This is a genomic window from Rhodopseudomonas sp. AAP120, assembly GCF_001295845.1.
Classification (GTDB): domain Bacteria; phylum Pseudomonadota; class Alphaproteobacteria; order Rhizobiales; family Xanthobacteraceae; genus Rhodopseudomonas.
In genome coordinates, this window is record NZ_LJIC01000200.1 from 1 (window position 1) to 14,176 (window position 14,176).

A 14,176-nucleotide genomic window follows, 5' to 3' on the forward strand; every position below is an offset into this window, starting at 1 on the left:
GGGGGGGGGGGGGGGGGGGGGGTCCGCGAGCACGGTGCTCGCGTCTCCTTCACACTGGCTCACTGCTCGGCTCGCCCTCACCCCAGCCCTCTCCCGCAAGCGGGAGAGGGAGCGCGCTGTGCTCGGGGCGGCCCTGCCCTCAGCCAAATTCCTTTGCCTTCAATCGCCTGGTTTCCTAAGCAGAAGGTCGCATCGCGTTTCGTCTGAAGGTTCTCCGCAATGACCAAGCCGCCCTCGCCGCCGTCGCTCAACGAGCTCCGCCAGGAGATCGACAGCATCGACGCGCAGGTGCACCAGCTCTTGATGCAGCGCGGCGAGATCATCGACCGGCTGATTGCGGTGAAGCAGACCCAGGAGGTCGGCTCGGCGTTCCGGCCGGCGCGCGAGGCCGACATGATGCGGCGGCTGGTGGAGCGCCATCATGGCATCCTGCCGCTCGATACCGTCGAGAGCATCTGGCGGGTGATCATCGCCACCTTTACGTACGTCCAGGCGCCGTTCTCGGTGCATGTCGACCAGTCGCTCGGCGAATCCGCGATGCGGGATTCCGCCCGCTTCCATTTCGGCTTCACGGTGCCCTACGTGCCGCATTTCTCCGCCTCGGCCGCCGTCGAGGCGGTGGCGCGCTCAAAGGGCGATCTCGCGCTGGTGTCGGCGACGTCGGGCGCCACGCCGTGGTGGCTGGCGCTTGAAGCCGCGGGCGTGCCCAAGATCATCGCCCGGCTGCCGTTCATCGAGCGCGCCGACCACCCGGCGGCGCTGCCGGTGTTCGTGGTGTCGCGGGTCGCCGACAGCGCCATGGTCACCGAAGTCGAGACCTGGAGCATCCGGGTGTCGGGCTGGAATGCCGAGATTGCCCGGGCGATCTCGCCGCTGGCCGAGGTCGTTGCGGTGCCCGATACCGCTTTTGACGGCGCGGCGCTGCTGGTGTCGATCTCGGCGCCCTGCAGCCTCGATCAGATCAAGGCTGCCCTGATCGCAGCGGGGGCCTCGCTGCGTTCGTCGGCTCTCGTCGGCAGCCACGCGAGGCGCTATACGGTGCCCCCGAGCGGCAAGCCTGCCCCCTGACGGGCCGGCCTTCGGCCGCCCGACCATCCGGAGTTGACGATGTCCCGTCCCGTGCCGAAGCCCGGCATCCTCGATATTGCGCCCTACACCCCCGGCAAGAGCCCGGTCCCCGAGCCCGGCCGCAAGGTGTTCAAGCTCTCTGCCAACGAGACGCCGTTCGGCCCGTCGCCGCACGCGATCGCGGCCTATAAGAGCGCGGCGGATCATCTCGAGGACTATCCGGAAGGCACCTCGCGGATGCTGCGCGAGGCGATCGGCAAGGCCTACGGGCTCGACCCCGACCGCATCATCTGCGGCGCCGGTTCGGACGAGATCCTCAATCTGCTGGCCCACACTTATCTCGGCCCGGGCGACGAGGCGATCTCGTCGCAGCACGGCTTCCTAGTCTATCCGATCGCCACGCTGGCGAACGGCGCCACCAACGTGGTCGCCGAGGAGAAGGACCTGACCTGCGACGTCGACGCCATCCTCGCCAAGGTGTCGCCCCGCACCAAGCTGGTGTGGCTCGCCAACCCGAACAACCCGACTGGCACCTACATCCCCTTTGATGAAGTCAAACGTCTCCGCGCGGGCCTGCCGTCGCATGTCGTGCTGGTGCTGGACGCCGCTTATGCGGACTACGTGTCGAAGAACGACTACGAGATCGGCATCGAGCTGGTCTCGACCACCGACAACACCGTGCTGACCCACACCTTCTCCAAGGTGCACGGGCTGGCGGCGCTGCGGGTCGGCTGGATGTTCGGCCCTGAGAACATCGTCGACGCGGTCAACCGCATCCGCGGTCCGTTCAACGTGTCCATCCCGTCGCAGCTCGCCGCCGTCGCGGCGATCCAGGACACCGCGCATGTCGACATGTCGCGCATCCACACCGAGAAGTGGCGCGACCGGCTGACCCAGGAGTTCACTGCGCTCGGGCTGACCGTGACGCCGAGCGTCTGCAACTTCGTGCTGATGCATTTCCCGACCACGCCGGGCAAGACCGCCGCCGAGGCCGACGCGTTTCTGACCAAGCGCGGCCTCGTGCTGCGCGCACTCGGCAACTACAAGCTGCCGCATGCGCTGCGGATGACGATCGGCACCGACGAAGCCAACGAGCTGGTGATCGAAGCGCTGCGCGACTTCATGGGCAGGCCATGAATTCTGCGCCGTTGTTTCGCAAGCTGGCGCTGATCGGGTTCGGCCTGATCGGCGGCTCGATCGCCCGCGGCGCCAAGGCGCTCGGCCTCGCCGGCGAGATCGTCGCCACCGCGCGCTCGCCGCAGACCCGCGCGCGCGTGCAGGAGCTCGGCATCGTCGACCGCGTGGTCGAGACCAATGCCGAAGCGGTCGAGGGCGCCGATCTCGTCATCCTGTGTATTCCGGTCGGCGCCTGCGGCCCGGTCGCGCAGGAGATCGCGCCGCATCTGGCGCCGGGTGCGATCGTCTCGGACGTCGGCTCGGTCAAGGGCGCGGTGCTGAAGGCGATGGCGCCGTATCTGCCGGAGGGTGTGCACTTCGTGCCGGCGCATCCGGTCGCCGGCACCGAGAACTCCGGACCGGATTCCGGCTTCGCCGAACTGTTCGTCAACCGCTGGTGCATCCTGACGCCGCCCGAGGGCGCCAATGCGGACGCGGTCGACAAACTCGGCGCGTTCTGGCGCGGGCTCGGCGCCAATGTCGAAGTGATGACCGCCGACCACCACGACCTGGTGCTGGCGGTGACCAGCCATCTGCCGCATCTGATCGCCTACACCATCGTGTCGACCGCCGAAGAACTCGAAGGCGTGACGCAGTCCGAAGTGCTGAAATTCTCAGCCGGCGGTTTCCGCGACTTCACCCGTATCGCCGCCTCCGACCCGACGATGTGGCGCGACGTGTTCCTGACCAACAAGGACGCGGTGCTGGAGATGCTCGGCGAATTCCAGGAAGATTTGTCGAAGCTGACCCGCGCCATTCGCCGCGGCGACGGCGACGCGCTGTTCGAGCACTTCACCCGCACCCGCGCGATCCGCCGCGGCGTCGTGCAGATCGGCCAGGACGAAGCCGCGGCCGACTTCGGCCGGCGGCCGAAGCAGCTCGGCGCGAAAGCGGAGTAACAAGCCGTCATCGCCGGGGCTCGACCCGGCGATCCATCATTGAACAAGGCGCGCTCCGCGCGCGATGGATCCGCGGGTCAAGCCCGCGGATGACGGCTGAGTGTTAGTTCGGCGCGTGGGCGCGGCGCTACGTGCCTTTGTCCACCCTACGCGCTGAAGAATTTCAGCAACGCCTCGGCGGTCTGCTCCGGGGCTTCCTCGGTGAGGAAGTGGCCGGAGTCGACGGCGTGGCCCTGGACGTCCTTGGCCCACTTCTTCCAGGTATCGAGCGGCGTCGCGGCGGACTGGGCGATGCCGCTGTCGCCCCATAGCGCCAGCATGGGCACGGCGATCTTGTTGCCGGCTTCGACATCGGCCTTGTCGTGCTCGTAGTCGGCGAAGGCGCCGGCGCGATAGTCTTCGCACATCGCGTGCAGCCGCATCGGATCGCGGAACGGCGCCAGATAGTGTTCGAGCGCGCGCGGATCGAAGCACGACAGATCGTGTTTCTTGGCCCAGCTCGCCAGCTTGTTCTTCAGGAAGAAATCAGGCGCCGCGGCGATCAGCGTCTCAGGGAGCGGTGCCGGCTGCGCCAGGAAGCTCCAGTGATACACTTTCAGCGCGTAGCGCCGGTCCATGCGCTGCCAGTATTCGTAGGTCGGCAGGATATCGAGCGTCGCCAGTTTGGTCAGCCGCCCGGGATGATCGAGCGCCATCCGGTAGCTGACGCGGCCGCCTCGGTCATGGCCGGCGAGGCCGAAGCGGACATGACCAAGCTGCTCCATCGCCTCGATCAGCTGCCGGGCCATCGCCCGCTTGGTGTAGGGCGTATGCTGATCGTCGCTCTCGGGCATGTCGGACCAGCCGTAGCCGGGCAGATCGGCGATGATCAGCTTGAACTTCTGCGCCAGCGCTGGCGCCACGCGGTGCCACATCACATGGGTTTCGGAGAAGCCGTGCAGCAGCAACAGCGGCGGCCCGTCGCCACCGACACGGGCGAAGATGCGACCCGACGAGGTGTTGATCCACTCCGAGCCGAAGCCCGGAAACAAGTCGGCGAGATCGGGCATCGGCGGTTTCTCCCTTTGATGTTAGTTGCCGTCATTGCGAGGAGCGAAGCGACGAAGCAATCCAGCGCAGTGCACTGCGCTGGATTGCTTCGCTGCGCTCGCAATGACGACGCGAGCCACACGCACAGCCTCATCCTGAGGAGCGCTCCATAGGAGCGCGTTTCGAAGGATGGGCCGCCCTCGCCCTTCGAGACGCGCGCGATGCGCGCTCCTCAGGGTGAGGGCTGAGCAACGCTCCTACTTCCCCCGCCGTTCCCGCGCCACCGCCTGCCAGCCGATGTCGCGGCGGCAGAAGCCTTCGGGCCAGTTGATCACGCCGATCGCCTCGTAGGCGCGGCGCTGGGCTTCGGCGACGGTCTTGGCCGAGGCGGTGACGGCGAGGACGCGGCCGCCATTGGCGAGGATCCAGTCGCCGGACGCGATGGTGCCGGCGTGGAAGATCTGCACGCCGGGGATTTTCTCGGCACGGTCGAGGCCGGCGATGCGGGTGCCCTTTTCGTAACTGCCCGGATAGCCCTTCGCGGCCATCACCACCGTGAGGGCCGGCTCGTCGACCCAGCGCAGCGTGAAATGCTTGAGCTGGCCGTCCACGCAGGCGAGCAGCGCCGGGACGATGTCGGACATCATCCGCATCATCAGCACCTGGCATTCCGGATCGCCGAACCGGACGTTGTATTCGATCAGCTGCGGGCCTTCGTCGGTGATCATCAGCCCGGCGAACAGCACGCCCTTGAACGGCGTGCCCATCGCCTTCATGGCCTTCAGCGTCGGCGTGATGATCTGCTCCATCGCCTGCTTGCAGACCGCATCGGTCATCACCGGCGCCGGCGAATACGCGCCCATGCCGCCGGTGTTCGGGCCCTTGTCGCCGTCATAGGCGCGCTTGTGGTCCTGCGCGGTGGCGAGCGGCAATGCGTGCTCGCCGTCGCACAGCACGAAGAACGAGGCTTCCTCGCCCATCAGAAAATCCTCGACCACGACTTCGACGCCGGCGTCGCCGAGCCCGCCGCCGAACATCATGTCGATCGCAGCCTCCGCCTCGGCCAGCGTCATCGCCACGACGACGCCCTTGCCGGCCGCCAGACCATCAGCCTTGACGACGATCGGCGCGCCCTGGGCGCGGATATAGGCCTTGGCCTCGTTCGGATCGCTGAACCGCTCGTAGGCGGCGGTCGGGATGTCGTGCGCCTTGCACAGATCCTTGGTGAAACCCTTGGAGCCTTCGAGCTGCGCCGCCGCCTTGCTGGGGCCGAACGCCTTGATGCCGACCGCGGCGAGATCGTCGACGATGCCGGCCGCCAGCGGCGCCTCCGGCCCGACCACCACCAGCTCGATGTCCTTGTCCTTGCAGAACTGGATCACGGCAGGGTGGTCGGTGACGTCGAGCGGCACGCAGATCGCCTCGCGGGCGATGCCGGCGTTGCCGGGCGCGCAGTACAGCTTGGTGACCAGCGGCGAGGCCGCGATCTTCCACGCCAGCGCGTGTTCGCGCCCGCCCGAACCGAGGAGGAGAATGTTCATTGCGGCAGCCCGACCGTACCCGTGGATCCCAGGCCGGGGTGTAACACGCTCCGGACGCGGGGCAACGGCCCGCCGCGCGCATGTGGATATGTGGGTGATCGCCGCCGGCAGCGGCACGATCCGGCCGCATCGGCGTGCGACGGAGAACTCGGCAGGCGGTTGGCGCGCCGGCCGAAAATCCCTACCTTCCGACCTTCACCCACAGCACCCGAATCGCATGGCCCGCACGCTCGCCCCCCAAGCCCTCGCCAATGTCGGCGAATTCACCGTCTCCGAGCTGTCGCAGGCGCTGAAGCGGACGGTGGAGGACACCTATGGGCATGTCCGGGTGCGCGGCGAGATTTCCGGCTTCCGCGGCGCGCATTCGTCCGGGCACTGCTATTTCGCCCTGAAGGACGAGAGCGCCAAGATCGAGGCGGTGATCTGGAAGGGCGTCGCCGGGCGGATGCGGTTCAAGCCGCAGGAGGGCCTCGAGGTCATCGCCACCGGCAAGCTGACCACCTACCCCGGCTCGTCGAAATATCAGATCGTGATCGAGGCGCTGGAGCCCGCCGGTGTCGGCGCGCTGATGGCGCTGATGGAAGAGCGCAAGCGCAAGCTCGGCGCCGAGGGCCTGTTCGACGAGGCGCGCAAGCAGCTGCTGCCATGGCTGCCCGAGGTGATCGGCGTGGTCACGTCCCCCACCGGCGCGGTGATCCGCGACATCCTGCACCGGCTCGAAGACCGCTTCCCGCGCCGCGTGCTGGTGTGGCCCGTCAAGGTGCAGGGCGAAGGCTCGGCCGAGCAGGTCGCCGCCGCCATCAATGGCTTCAATGCGCTGCCGGAGAACGGGCCGATCCCCCGCCCCGATCTCTTGATCGTCGCGCGCGGCGGCGGCTCGCTGGAAGATCTGTGGTCGTTCAACGAGGAGATCGTGGTCCGCGCCGCGGCGGACAGCCTGATCCCGCTGATCTCGGCGGTCGGCCATGAGACCGACGTGACGCTGATCGACTTCGCCGCCGACAAGCGTGCGCCGACGCCGACTGCCGCGGCCGAAATGGCCGTGCCGGTTCGGGCGGAGCTGTTCGTCGAGGTCGGCGGCTTCTCGCGGCGGATGATGCTGTGCTGGTCGCGCAGCCAGGATGCGCGCCGCAACGAGCTGCGCGCCGCCGCCCGGGCGTTGCCGGCCGCCAACGAACTGCTGGCGGTGCCGCGGCAGCGGCTCGATGGCGCCTCGTCCGGCCTGCCGCGGGCGCTGCGCGCCAACACCCATGCGCATCACCGCCGCTTCGCGGCGGCGGCCGCGGGCATGACGCTGAAAGTTCTCCGCGCCCAGGTGGCGCACAGCGCGCATCGGCTGTCGGTCAGCGGCCAACGCCTGCAGCATTGCACCCGCGCCGTGCTGCGGCATCGCCGCGACCGCTTCGACGGGCTGGCGATCCGGCTGCAGGCCTCCAAGCTCGCCAACGAGCAGGCGCAGCGGATGCGGATCGCGCGGGAGCGCGAACGCATGCTGCGGCTCGGCGAACGCGCCGGGCGCGCGCTGGCAACCTTGATCGACCGCCACCAGGCCCGCGTCGCCACCACCGGTAAGCTGCTGACCGCGCTGTCCTATCGCGGCGTGCTGGCGCGCGGCTTCGCGCTGGTGCGGGATGCCGAGGGTCACGCCATCCACGCCGCCGCAGCGGTGGGTGCCGGCGCACGCCTCAGCGTCGAATTCGCCGACGGCCGGGTGGGCGTCACGGCGGACGGCGGACCTGCCGCCGGCGAGGCGGCCACCCCGCTATCCGCCAAGCCGGCGACCTCGAAGGCTGCGTCCCCCAAGCCGGCACAAAAGCGCGCCGCCAAGCCGGCCGATCAAGGCTCGCTGTTCTGAACTGCAGACGCCCGCGCGGCTACCGTCCCAGCCAGTGCGCGAGCCGCTTCTCCGCGTCGCTGCGCGCGGCGGGATTGAAGCCGAGGTGGCCCTGCTCCGGCACTTCGGGATCGGCCGCACTGGTGACGTGCGGCGCGACGCCGCTCTGATCGAAATCATGATAGGCGCCGGGATAGACCACCAGCCGCGCCAGCGCGCTGCGGCCCTGCGCGCCGTCGACCATGCTGCGGCAGGCGGAGGGCGAGGAGACGTCGTCATTGCCGCCGATCAGCACCAGCGTCGGCACCCGGGCGCTCCAACCCAGCCGGGCCGAACTGCGGCAGTCCGGATAGAACGCGACCGCCGACCGGAATTCCGGTTCGCCCTTGGCCAGCGCCAGTTGCGGCCGCACCGCCCACAGCAGCGCGCTCGCGCCGGTGTCCCAGCCGACCAGGCTGATGCGCTGGCGATTGGTCCAGGGCTGCTCGGCGAGCCAGTGCCGGGCCGCGCCGATGTCGGCGAGGCGGTCGCGCCGGGCGGCAGCGCGCCGCGTTTTGGCATGACACTGCGGGCCGAGTTCGCGCGAGCCGTAGGTGTCCGGCAGCAACACCGCATGGCCGGTCTTCAGCAATTGCTCGGCCCACTCGGCATAGCGCGGGCGCACCGGCGCCGAATGGCCGCTCAGTCCGCCGCAGCCATGCAGCGCGATCACGGCCGGAAACGGGCCGTCACCCTGGGGCTTGTAGAGCTGGGCACGCAGGACGCCGCCCGAACGGGGGATTTCGACGGTCTCGGGCGCAGCCGGCGACGCGGCCGCGACATGGCCGGCACACATCCAGGCAGCGATCGACAGGAGGAAAGGCAGGCGCATCATTACAGTCCCGGCACAGCCCCAGACGTCCGCAGACCTGCCACGCAGAAGATTATCATGTGGCTGCGCCCCCGAACCATCACAAGTCGGTGGCCGGAACCGGGGGCGATGGCGCACGCGTGATGGCCAGGTAGCAGGCTCGGCCTCGCGCGCTGCGCGTCGCCGCGGTTCAGCCATCCGGAGCAACCCGATTTGGATTCGGGCCGAAATGCATTATGTGTCGGAAGTTATCCGCGCGACCCGCTTCGCGCGAAAGAGCCAGGATTCCAGGAGACAGCCGTGCTCAACAAATTTGGCCCATCGGGCTCGGGTGAAGCGCAGGTGCAGTATCTCGACGGCGATTTCCGCGTGATTTCGCCCGGTACCTACGTGCGCTGCGCCGTCTCCGGCGTGCAGATTCCGCTCGACGAGCTGAAGTACTGGAGCGTCGACCTGAAGGAAGCCTATGCGACGCCCGAAGCGGTGCTGCAGCGGCACTACCCGAGCGCCGGCACCCTGAAGGCCTGAACCTCAGCTTCGGGCAGACCGCGCCGCGTGGACCTGGTTGAGCCGTTCCAGCAGCAGCCTTCGCAGCGGCGCCGGGTCTTCGATGTCGAGCGTGACCGCGAAGGACGCGATCGCACAGCCGAGCGTCGCGGCGGCCGCGCCGATCCGGGCGAGATCCTTTTCCGTCGTCACCAGCGTCAGTCCCTCGCGGCGAGCGTCCTCGGCAAGGCGCGCGAGCTCGTCGGGCGTGAACGGGTGGTGATCAGCGAAGGCCTGCTGTTTGGCGACGTCGATGCCGCTGGCGCGGAGTGTGGCAAAGAAACGGGGCGGATCGCCGATTCCCGCAAACGCCGAGACGCGGTGCCCCTTCAGCGCCGCGATCGATCCGTCGTCCGGCCGCAGCCGCGCGCGCAGGACCGGGCCGCCACGTGCCGCGATCTGCGCCGCGATGCCGTTCGCGGCCGCGCCGTCGCCGACGATGATCAGCGCATCGGTGCGCGCGATCTGCAGCGGCAGCGGCGCGCGTAGCGGGCCTGCGGGAAATACGCAGCCATTGCCGACACCGCGATGGCTGTCGATCACGATCAGCGACGCATGCTTGACCAGGGCCGGGTTCTGAAAGCCGTCGTCCATGACGATGACGCTCGCGCCCTGCGCGCGTGCCATCGCGGCGCCGTCGCTGCGCTCGCGCGCCACCACCACCGGCGCGCGCCGCGCCATCATCAACGGCTCGTCGCCGACGTCAGCCGCGGTGTGGCGCGCCGGATCGACACCGATCGGTCCGTGCAGCCGGCCGCCATAGCCGCGGCTGAGCACCACCGGGCGCTCGCCGAGTTCGCGCAGCAGATCGACCAGCGCCAGCGTGGTCGGCGTCTTGCCGGCGCCGCCGAGATGGTAGTTGCCGACGCAGATCACCGGCACGCCGGCTTCGAGGCCCGCCTTCTGCATCCGGTTCGAGGTGATTTCGCCATACACCGCGCCGAGCGGCAGGAGTAAGCGCGACAGCAATGAGGGAGGCCGGTGCCAGAAGGCCGGCTCACGCATTGGCGGCGCCCTGCTCGATCTGCAATTGCAGCAGATACGGCTCGAGCGCCGTGATGGTGCGGTCCAGCGCGCCGCCCAGCCGTTCGACCACCCGGCTCGCGGCGTCGATCGAGGCCTGACGCGCCGGCGCGTCCGACAACAGATGCCCGAACCGCCGCACCAGCGTGTCGACATCCGCCGCCATGAAGGCGCCGTGAGCCTCGTCGAGCGCGCGATATACTTCGCTGAAATTCGCCACATGCGGCCCGTGCACGATCGAGGCGCCGAGCTTGACCGCTTCGATCGGATTCTGGCCGCCATGCTCGATCAGCGAGCCGCCCATGAACACGATCGGCGCCAGCCGGTAGAACAGGCCGAGTTCGCCCATCGTGTCGGCCACATAGATCGCCGTCGCGGCCGTCGGAAGCTGCTCGCGCGACCGCAACGCCGGTTGCAACCCGGCGGCCTGCACGAGATTTGCGACCTGCTCGCCACGATGCGGATGCCGCGGCACGATCACCGTCAGCAGCGTCGGAAACACGCCGGCCAACGTGCGATGCACGTCGAGCAGGATTTCCTCTTCGCCCGGATGCGTCGAGGCCGCGACGATCACAGGACGGCCGCGCGTCACCGCCATCAGCCGTTCCAGCCGCGCCGGATCGCCGGGTGGCGGATCGACGTCCATCTTGAGATTGCCGGTGGTGACGACGTTGGGGCTGCCGAGCGCGGCGAAGCGCTGCGCATCCATCTGCGACTGCGCCAGGCAGATATCGAATTTGCCGAGCAGCGTGCCTATCGTCGCCGAGGCGCGCTGCCAGCGCGGAAACGAGCGCGGCGACATCCGGCCGTTGATCAGCACCATCGGCAACCGCCGCGCCGCCGAGGCGAGGATCAGGTTCGGCCACAGATCCGACTCGATGAACAGCGCCAGCGACGGCTGCCAGTGATCGAGGAAGCGCTCGACGAAGCGCGGCGCGTCATACGGGATGAACTGGTGAATGATGTCGGGCGGAAACCGTTTCGCCACCACTTCGGCCGACGTCACCGTGCCGGAGGTCAGCAGGATGCGCAGGTTGAGCGCGCGCAGCCGCTCGATCAGACCGGCGGCGGCCAACACCTCGCCGACGCTGGCGCCGTGGATCCAGACCAGCGGCCCGTGCGGCCGCACATGCGCCGCGACGCCCCGACGCTCGTCGACGCGCGACGGCTCTTCCTTGCCCTGCTTCAGCCGCCGCCGGATCAGCAGCGGCGCCAACGGCGCGACGCCGGCCGTCAACGTCTGATAGACGCGCAGCGTCATCGGCAACGGATCGGCCAGCAACGGCCCCGCCTGCCACCGCGGAGGTGACGCGCTCGTCATCGCAAAGCAAGCCTCGTCAATGCGCCGGCTTCGCGTCCTGGCCGGGATCCAGCAGGCGATGGAGGTGAACGATGAAGTAGCGCATGTGAGCGTTGTCGACGGTCTGGTGCGCCTTGGCCTTCCACGCCGCGAAGGCGGACGCATAGCTCGGATACACCCCGACGATGTCCACCTTGTCGAGGTCGCGGAAGGTGACGTTCTCGAGATCCTCCAACTCGCCTCCGATTACGAGGTGGAGCAACTGCTGCGCATTGTCGGGCATCAAACTTCCTCAGCGGCAAACGGCGAAAGCGGGTCAGCTCCCCGGACGAATGCGGAAATGCTCGACGATTCGAGCATGACGATCGCGTCCGGCGGCCACCAGCACCCCATGCGTGACCTCCGGACGGTTGTAAACGATGGGCTCGCCCGCGAGACTGGTTAGTTTACCATTCGCTTCGTGCACGATCAAATCGGCCGCGGCAAGATCCCAGTCCCGGCTTTGCCCGCCCGCGAATGCGACGTCAAGGCGATCATCGGCCACACCACACAGCCGCAGCGCCAGCGAGCCGATCCGTGGAAGAATTTGCGCGCCGGCCGGCAGCCGCAGCCGTTCGATCAGCGGTTTCGGGCCGCCGACCCGGGCGGCCTCCAGCCCGACGCCGAGACTGGCGCGAATCGCCGAGCCATTGAGAGTCGCCCCCGCGCCGCGCACGGCGAAGTAGAAGTCGTTGGTGACCGGCGCGAACACCGCGGCCAGAACCGGCGATGCGTTCTCGACCAGCGCCGCCGAGACGCACCAGTCGCTGCGCCCGGCGAGATACGAGCGCGTGCCGTCGATCGGATCGATGATCCACACCCGCTGCTTGCCCAGCCGCGCCGGATCGTCGGCGCTTTCCTCGGACAACCAGCCGTAGTCCGGCACGGCCGATTGCAGCCGGTCGCGGATCAGATCGTTGACGGCGATGTCCGCTTCCGACACCGGCGACGAGGCGCCCTTGGTCCAGTTCCGCACATCGGTGCCGAACATCGACAACGCCAGCGCGCCAGCGTCCCGAACCGTGTCGGCCAGCAGCGCCGCGTCGCGCGAGGTCGCCCCGGCGCTGTGTCCGATATCGGGACTAGCGCCCGGCAATCGTCAGCCCCTCGATCCGCAGCGTCGGCGCGTTGACGCCGTAGCGGAAGGTCAGATCGTTCGCCGGCGTCAGCGTCTTGTAGATCTCGAACAGATGACCCGCGATGGTGACTTCGCTCACCGCGTAGGTGCATTCGCCGTTCTCGATCCAGAACCCGGCGGCGCCGCGGCTGTAGTCGCCGGTGACGCCGTTGACGCCGGACCCGATCAGGTCGGTGACGTAGAAGCCCTGCTTGATGTCGCTGATCAGTTCGGCCGGGCTGAGCGTCCCGGCTTCGAGATGCACATTGTAAGAACCCGGCGACGGCGACGACGACACGCCGCGATGCGCATGGCCGGTGGTAGCGAGGCCGAGTTCGCGCGCGGTGGCGCAATCGAGCAGCCACGACGTCAGCACGCCGTCGTCGACCACCGCGAGCGGCTTCACCGCGACACCTTCGGCGTCGAACGGCTGCGAGCGCAGTCCGCGCTTGCGCAGCGGATCGTCGACGATGCGGATGCCGTCGCGGAACAGCTTGTCGCCGAGCCGGTCCTTGAGGAACGAGGTCTTGCGCGCGATCGAGGCGCCGTTGATGGCGCCGATCAGATGCCCGACCAGCGAGCCCGCGACGCGCGGATCGAAGATCACCGGCACCTTGCAGGTCTCGACCTTGCGCGGATTGAGCCGCGCCGCGGCGCGTTCGCCGGCGATCCGCCCGACCGTGTCGGGCGACATCAGATCCTCGGCATGCGGCGCCGTGGTGTATTCGTAATCGCGCTCCATGCCGGTGCCCTCGCCGGCGATCGCCGTCATCGACACGCCCTGGCTCGAGCGCAGATAGGCGCCGTGGAAGCCGGTCGACGTCACCAGCACCATGCCGCCGATCCCCGAGGACGCCGACGCGCCGCCGGATTTGGCGACGCCCTTCACCGCCATCGCGGCCTCTTCGGCCGCACGCGCGCGACGCTCGAGTTCGGCGGTCGACGGCGTCTGCGGATCGAGCATGTCGAGCTGCGGCAGGTCACGCGCCAGCAGCGACGGATCGGCGAGGCCGACATATTTGTCGTCCGGCGCGACGCGGGCCATCGCCACAGCGCGCTCGGCGAGCCGCGCCACGCCATCGCCGGTGATGTCGTTAGTGGATACCACCGCCTGCCGACGGCCGACCAACACACGCAGGCCGACATCGTCGCCTTCGGAGCGCTCGGACTCCTGCATCCGGCCTTCGCGTAGTTCGACGCCGTGCGAGATGCCGCGCACCGCGACCGCATCGGCCTGATCGGCGCCGGCGCGCCGCGCGGCTTCGACCAGACGCTGCGCGAGTTCGCTCAGCGCCGACTGATCGAACAGAGCTTGATCCACAGAGGTGGGAGAGGACGATGCCGCGCCTGGTGAAGAGTTCACAAACAAAATCCTGAAGGCTGGAAGCAGACGATGCAGACCCCGGAAGCGGAGCCCGAGACAGCAGAGATGTGCCTATTCGGCGCGGACTTCAAGCACTTTAGGCACAGCCGGAACCAAACATTGTCGGCTTCGGCGCAAGTTTTCGTCAATCATGCCGGCCAAGCTTCTGTCAATCATGAGTCCCGAAGCAAGCCGAGTCAGCTTCGATTAACCAGCCTTTTTAAGCGATTCCGGACACCGCTCTGGCAAGCTCCTCGCATCGACCGAAAACATAATTTCGGCGGGGAGAACACAGCCGTGAGGCGTCAAACAACAACAGGCGGGAGTCATCCCGTCGGGTCGAGCCGTGCTCTGCGGCTCGACCCTCTCACACTGCCGATCCGCTACGACG

At 68.4% G+C, this 14,176-nt stretch carries 13 protein-coding genes and 1 pseudogene; 6 read left to right on the forward strand and 8 right to left on the reverse strand.

The window, feature by feature from the left end; all coding sequences use genetic code 11:
• Positions 1-219 precede the first annotated feature (219 nt).
• The 3 genes from IP86_RS26165 to IP86_RS26175 are packed head-to-tail and all read left to right on the forward strand — an operon-like array spanning position 220 to position 3,143.
• Positions 220-1,068 (forward strand): chorismate mutase, encoded by an 849-nt coding sequence (locus IP86_RS26165; protein WP_054165376.1) that lies wholly within the window; start codon positions 220-222, stop codon positions 1,066-1,068.
• Positions 1,069-1,107: 39 nt separating this feature from the next.
• Positions 1,108-2,205, forward strand: coding sequence for a pyridoxal phosphate-dependent aminotransferase (locus IP86_RS26170; RefSeq protein ID WP_054165377.1), 1,098 nt, complete (start codon positions 1,108-1,110; stop codon positions 2,203-2,205).
• The gene (locus tag IP86_RS26175) at positions 2,202-3,143 is read left to right on the forward strand and encodes a prephenate/arogenate dehydrogenase family protein (protein ID WP_054165378.1); all 942 of its coding nucleotides are present in this window, start codon (positions 2,202-2,204) and stop codon (positions 3,141-3,143) included. The genes IP86_RS26170 and IP86_RS26175 overlap by 4 nt, the downstream gene beginning before the upstream one ends.
• Positions 3,144-3,289: 146 nt before the next feature.
• On the opposite strand, the gene IP86_RS26180 is transcribed toward IP86_RS26175, so the two are convergent.
• Together IP86_RS26180 and purD are read right to left on the reverse strand one after the other, a co-directional pair.
• Positions 3,290-4,192, reverse strand: coding sequence for an alpha/beta fold hydrolase (locus tag IP86_RS26180; protein WP_054165379.1), 903 nt, complete (start codon positions 4,190-4,192; stop codon positions 3,290-3,292).
• A 237-nt stretch (positions 4,193-4,429) separates the two neighbouring features.
• Complete coding sequence (purD, locus tag IP86_RS26185) at positions 4,430-5,713, reverse strand: phosphoribosylamine--glycine ligase (protein ID WP_054165380.1); 1,284 nt, start codon at positions 5,711-5,713, stop codon at positions 4,430-4,432.
• 217 nt (positions 5,714-5,930) lie between these two features.
• Here purD and xseA point away from each other — a divergent pair, with 217 nt between their 5' ends.
• Entirely contained in the window at positions 5,931-7,568 is a 1,638-nt protein-coding gene (gene xseA, locus IP86_RS26190) for an exodeoxyribonuclease VII large subunit (RefSeq protein ID WP_054165381.1), read from the forward strand.
• 19 nt (positions 7,569-7,587) lie between these two features.
• On the opposite strand, the gene IP86_RS26195 is transcribed toward xseA, so the two are convergent.
• Positions 7,588-8,418 carry a dienelactone hydrolase family protein gene (locus tag IP86_RS26195; protein ID WP_054165386.1) on the reverse strand — a complete coding sequence of 277 codons (831 nt, stop codon included), beginning with the start codon at positions 8,416-8,418 and terminating at the stop codon, positions 7,588-7,590.
• A 279-nt stretch (positions 8,419-8,697) separates the two neighbouring features.
• Here IP86_RS26195 and IP86_RS26200 point away from each other — a divergent pair, with 279 nt between their 5' ends.
• On the forward strand, positions 8,698-8,925 hold the full coding sequence (locus tag IP86_RS26200; RefSeq protein WP_054165382.1) for a DUF2093 domain-containing protein: 228 nt from the start codon (positions 8,698-8,700) through the stop codon (positions 8,923-8,925).
• 3 nt (positions 8,926-8,928) lie between these two features.
• Here IP86_RS26200 and lpxK read toward each other — a convergent pair whose 3' ends face one another.
• From lpxK to IP86_RS26225, 5 genes are read right to left on the reverse strand one after another with little or no spacing between them, the layout of a single operon-like run.
• The gene (gene lpxK, locus IP86_RS26205; protein ID WP_054165383.1) at positions 8,929-9,948 is read right to left on the reverse strand and encodes a tetraacyldisaccharide 4'-kinase; all 1,020 of its coding nucleotides are present in this window, start codon (positions 9,946-9,948) and stop codon (positions 8,929-8,931) included.
• Positions 9,941-11,287: a 3-deoxy-D-manno-octulosonic acid transferase gene (locus tag IP86_RS26210; RefSeq protein WP_197279991.1), complete on the reverse strand. Its 1,347-nt coding sequence runs from the start codon at positions 11,285-11,287 to the stop codon at positions 9,941-9,943. The genes lpxK and IP86_RS26210 overlap by 8 nt, the downstream gene beginning before the upstream one ends.
• Before the next feature lie 16 nt (positions 11,288-11,303).
• The gene (locus IP86_RS26215) at positions 11,304-11,549 is read right to left on the reverse strand and encodes a DUF4170 domain-containing protein (RefSeq protein ID WP_054165384.1); all 246 of its coding nucleotides are present in this window, start codon (positions 11,547-11,549) and stop codon (positions 11,304-11,306) included.
• A 33-nt stretch (positions 11,550-11,582) separates the two neighbouring features.
• A complete protein-coding gene (locus IP86_RS26220) occupies positions 11,583-12,401 on the reverse strand; it encodes a 3'(2'),5'-bisphosphate nucleotidase CysQ (protein WP_054165385.1) in 819 nt (272 codons plus the stop codon).
• The gene (locus IP86_RS26225; protein ID WP_054165388.1) at positions 12,388-13,785 is read right to left on the reverse strand and encodes a TldD/PmbA family protein; all 1,398 of its coding nucleotides are present in this window, start codon (positions 13,783-13,785) and stop codon (positions 12,388-12,390) included. Before IP86_RS26225 ends, IP86_RS26220 begins: the two co-directional genes overlap by 14 nt.
• A gap of 297 nt (positions 13,786-14,082) precedes the next feature.
• Between IP86_RS26225 and IP86_RS29750 the strand changes: the two are divergent.
• A pseudogene (locus IP86_RS29750) lies at positions 14,083-14,176 on the forward strand (DUF6101 family protein); the annotation flags it as partial.

What these genes read in the sequence shown, in the direction of transcription:
- IP86_RS26165 (WP_054165376.1), top strand. Translation starts at nt 220, where the DNA reads ATGACCAAGCCGCCCTCGCCGCCGTCGCTCAACGAGCTCCGCCAGGAG.
- IP86_RS26170 (WP_054165377.1), top strand. Translation starts at nt 1,108, where the DNA reads ATGTCCCGTCCCGTGCCGAAGCCCGGCATCCTCGATATTGCGCCCTAC.
- IP86_RS26175 (WP_054165378.1), top strand. Translation starts at nt 2,202, where the DNA reads ATGAATTCTGCGCCGTTGTTTCGCAAGCTGGCGCTGATCGGGTTCGGC.
- IP86_RS26180 (WP_054165379.1), bottom strand. Translation starts at nt 4,192, where the DNA reads ATGCCCGATCTCGCCGACTTGTTTCCGGGCTTCGGCTCGGAGTGGATC.
- purD (WP_054165380.1), bottom strand. Translation starts at nt 5,713, where the DNA reads ATGAACATTCTCCTCCTCGGTTCGGGCGGGCGCGAACACGCGCTGGCG.
- xseA (WP_054165381.1), top strand. Translation starts at nt 5,931, where the DNA reads ATGGCCCGCACGCTCGCCCCCCAAGCCCTCGCCAATGTCGGCGAATTC.
- IP86_RS26195 (WP_054165386.1), bottom strand. Translation starts at nt 8,418, where the DNA reads ATGCGCCTGCCTTTCCTCCTGTCGATCGCTGCCTGGATGTGTGCCGGC.
- lpxK (WP_054165383.1), bottom strand. Translation starts at nt 9,948, where the DNA reads ATGCGTGAGCCGGCCTTCTGGCACCGGCCTCCCTCATTGCTGTCGCGC.
- IP86_RS26210 (WP_197279991.1), bottom strand. Translation starts at nt 11,287, where the DNA reads ATGACGAGCGCGTCACCTCCGCGGTGGCAGGCGGGGCCGTTGCTGGCC.
- IP86_RS26215 (WP_054165384.1), bottom strand. Translation starts at nt 11,549, where the DNA reads ATGCCCGACAATGCGCAGCAGTTGCTCCACCTCGTAATCGGAGGCGAG.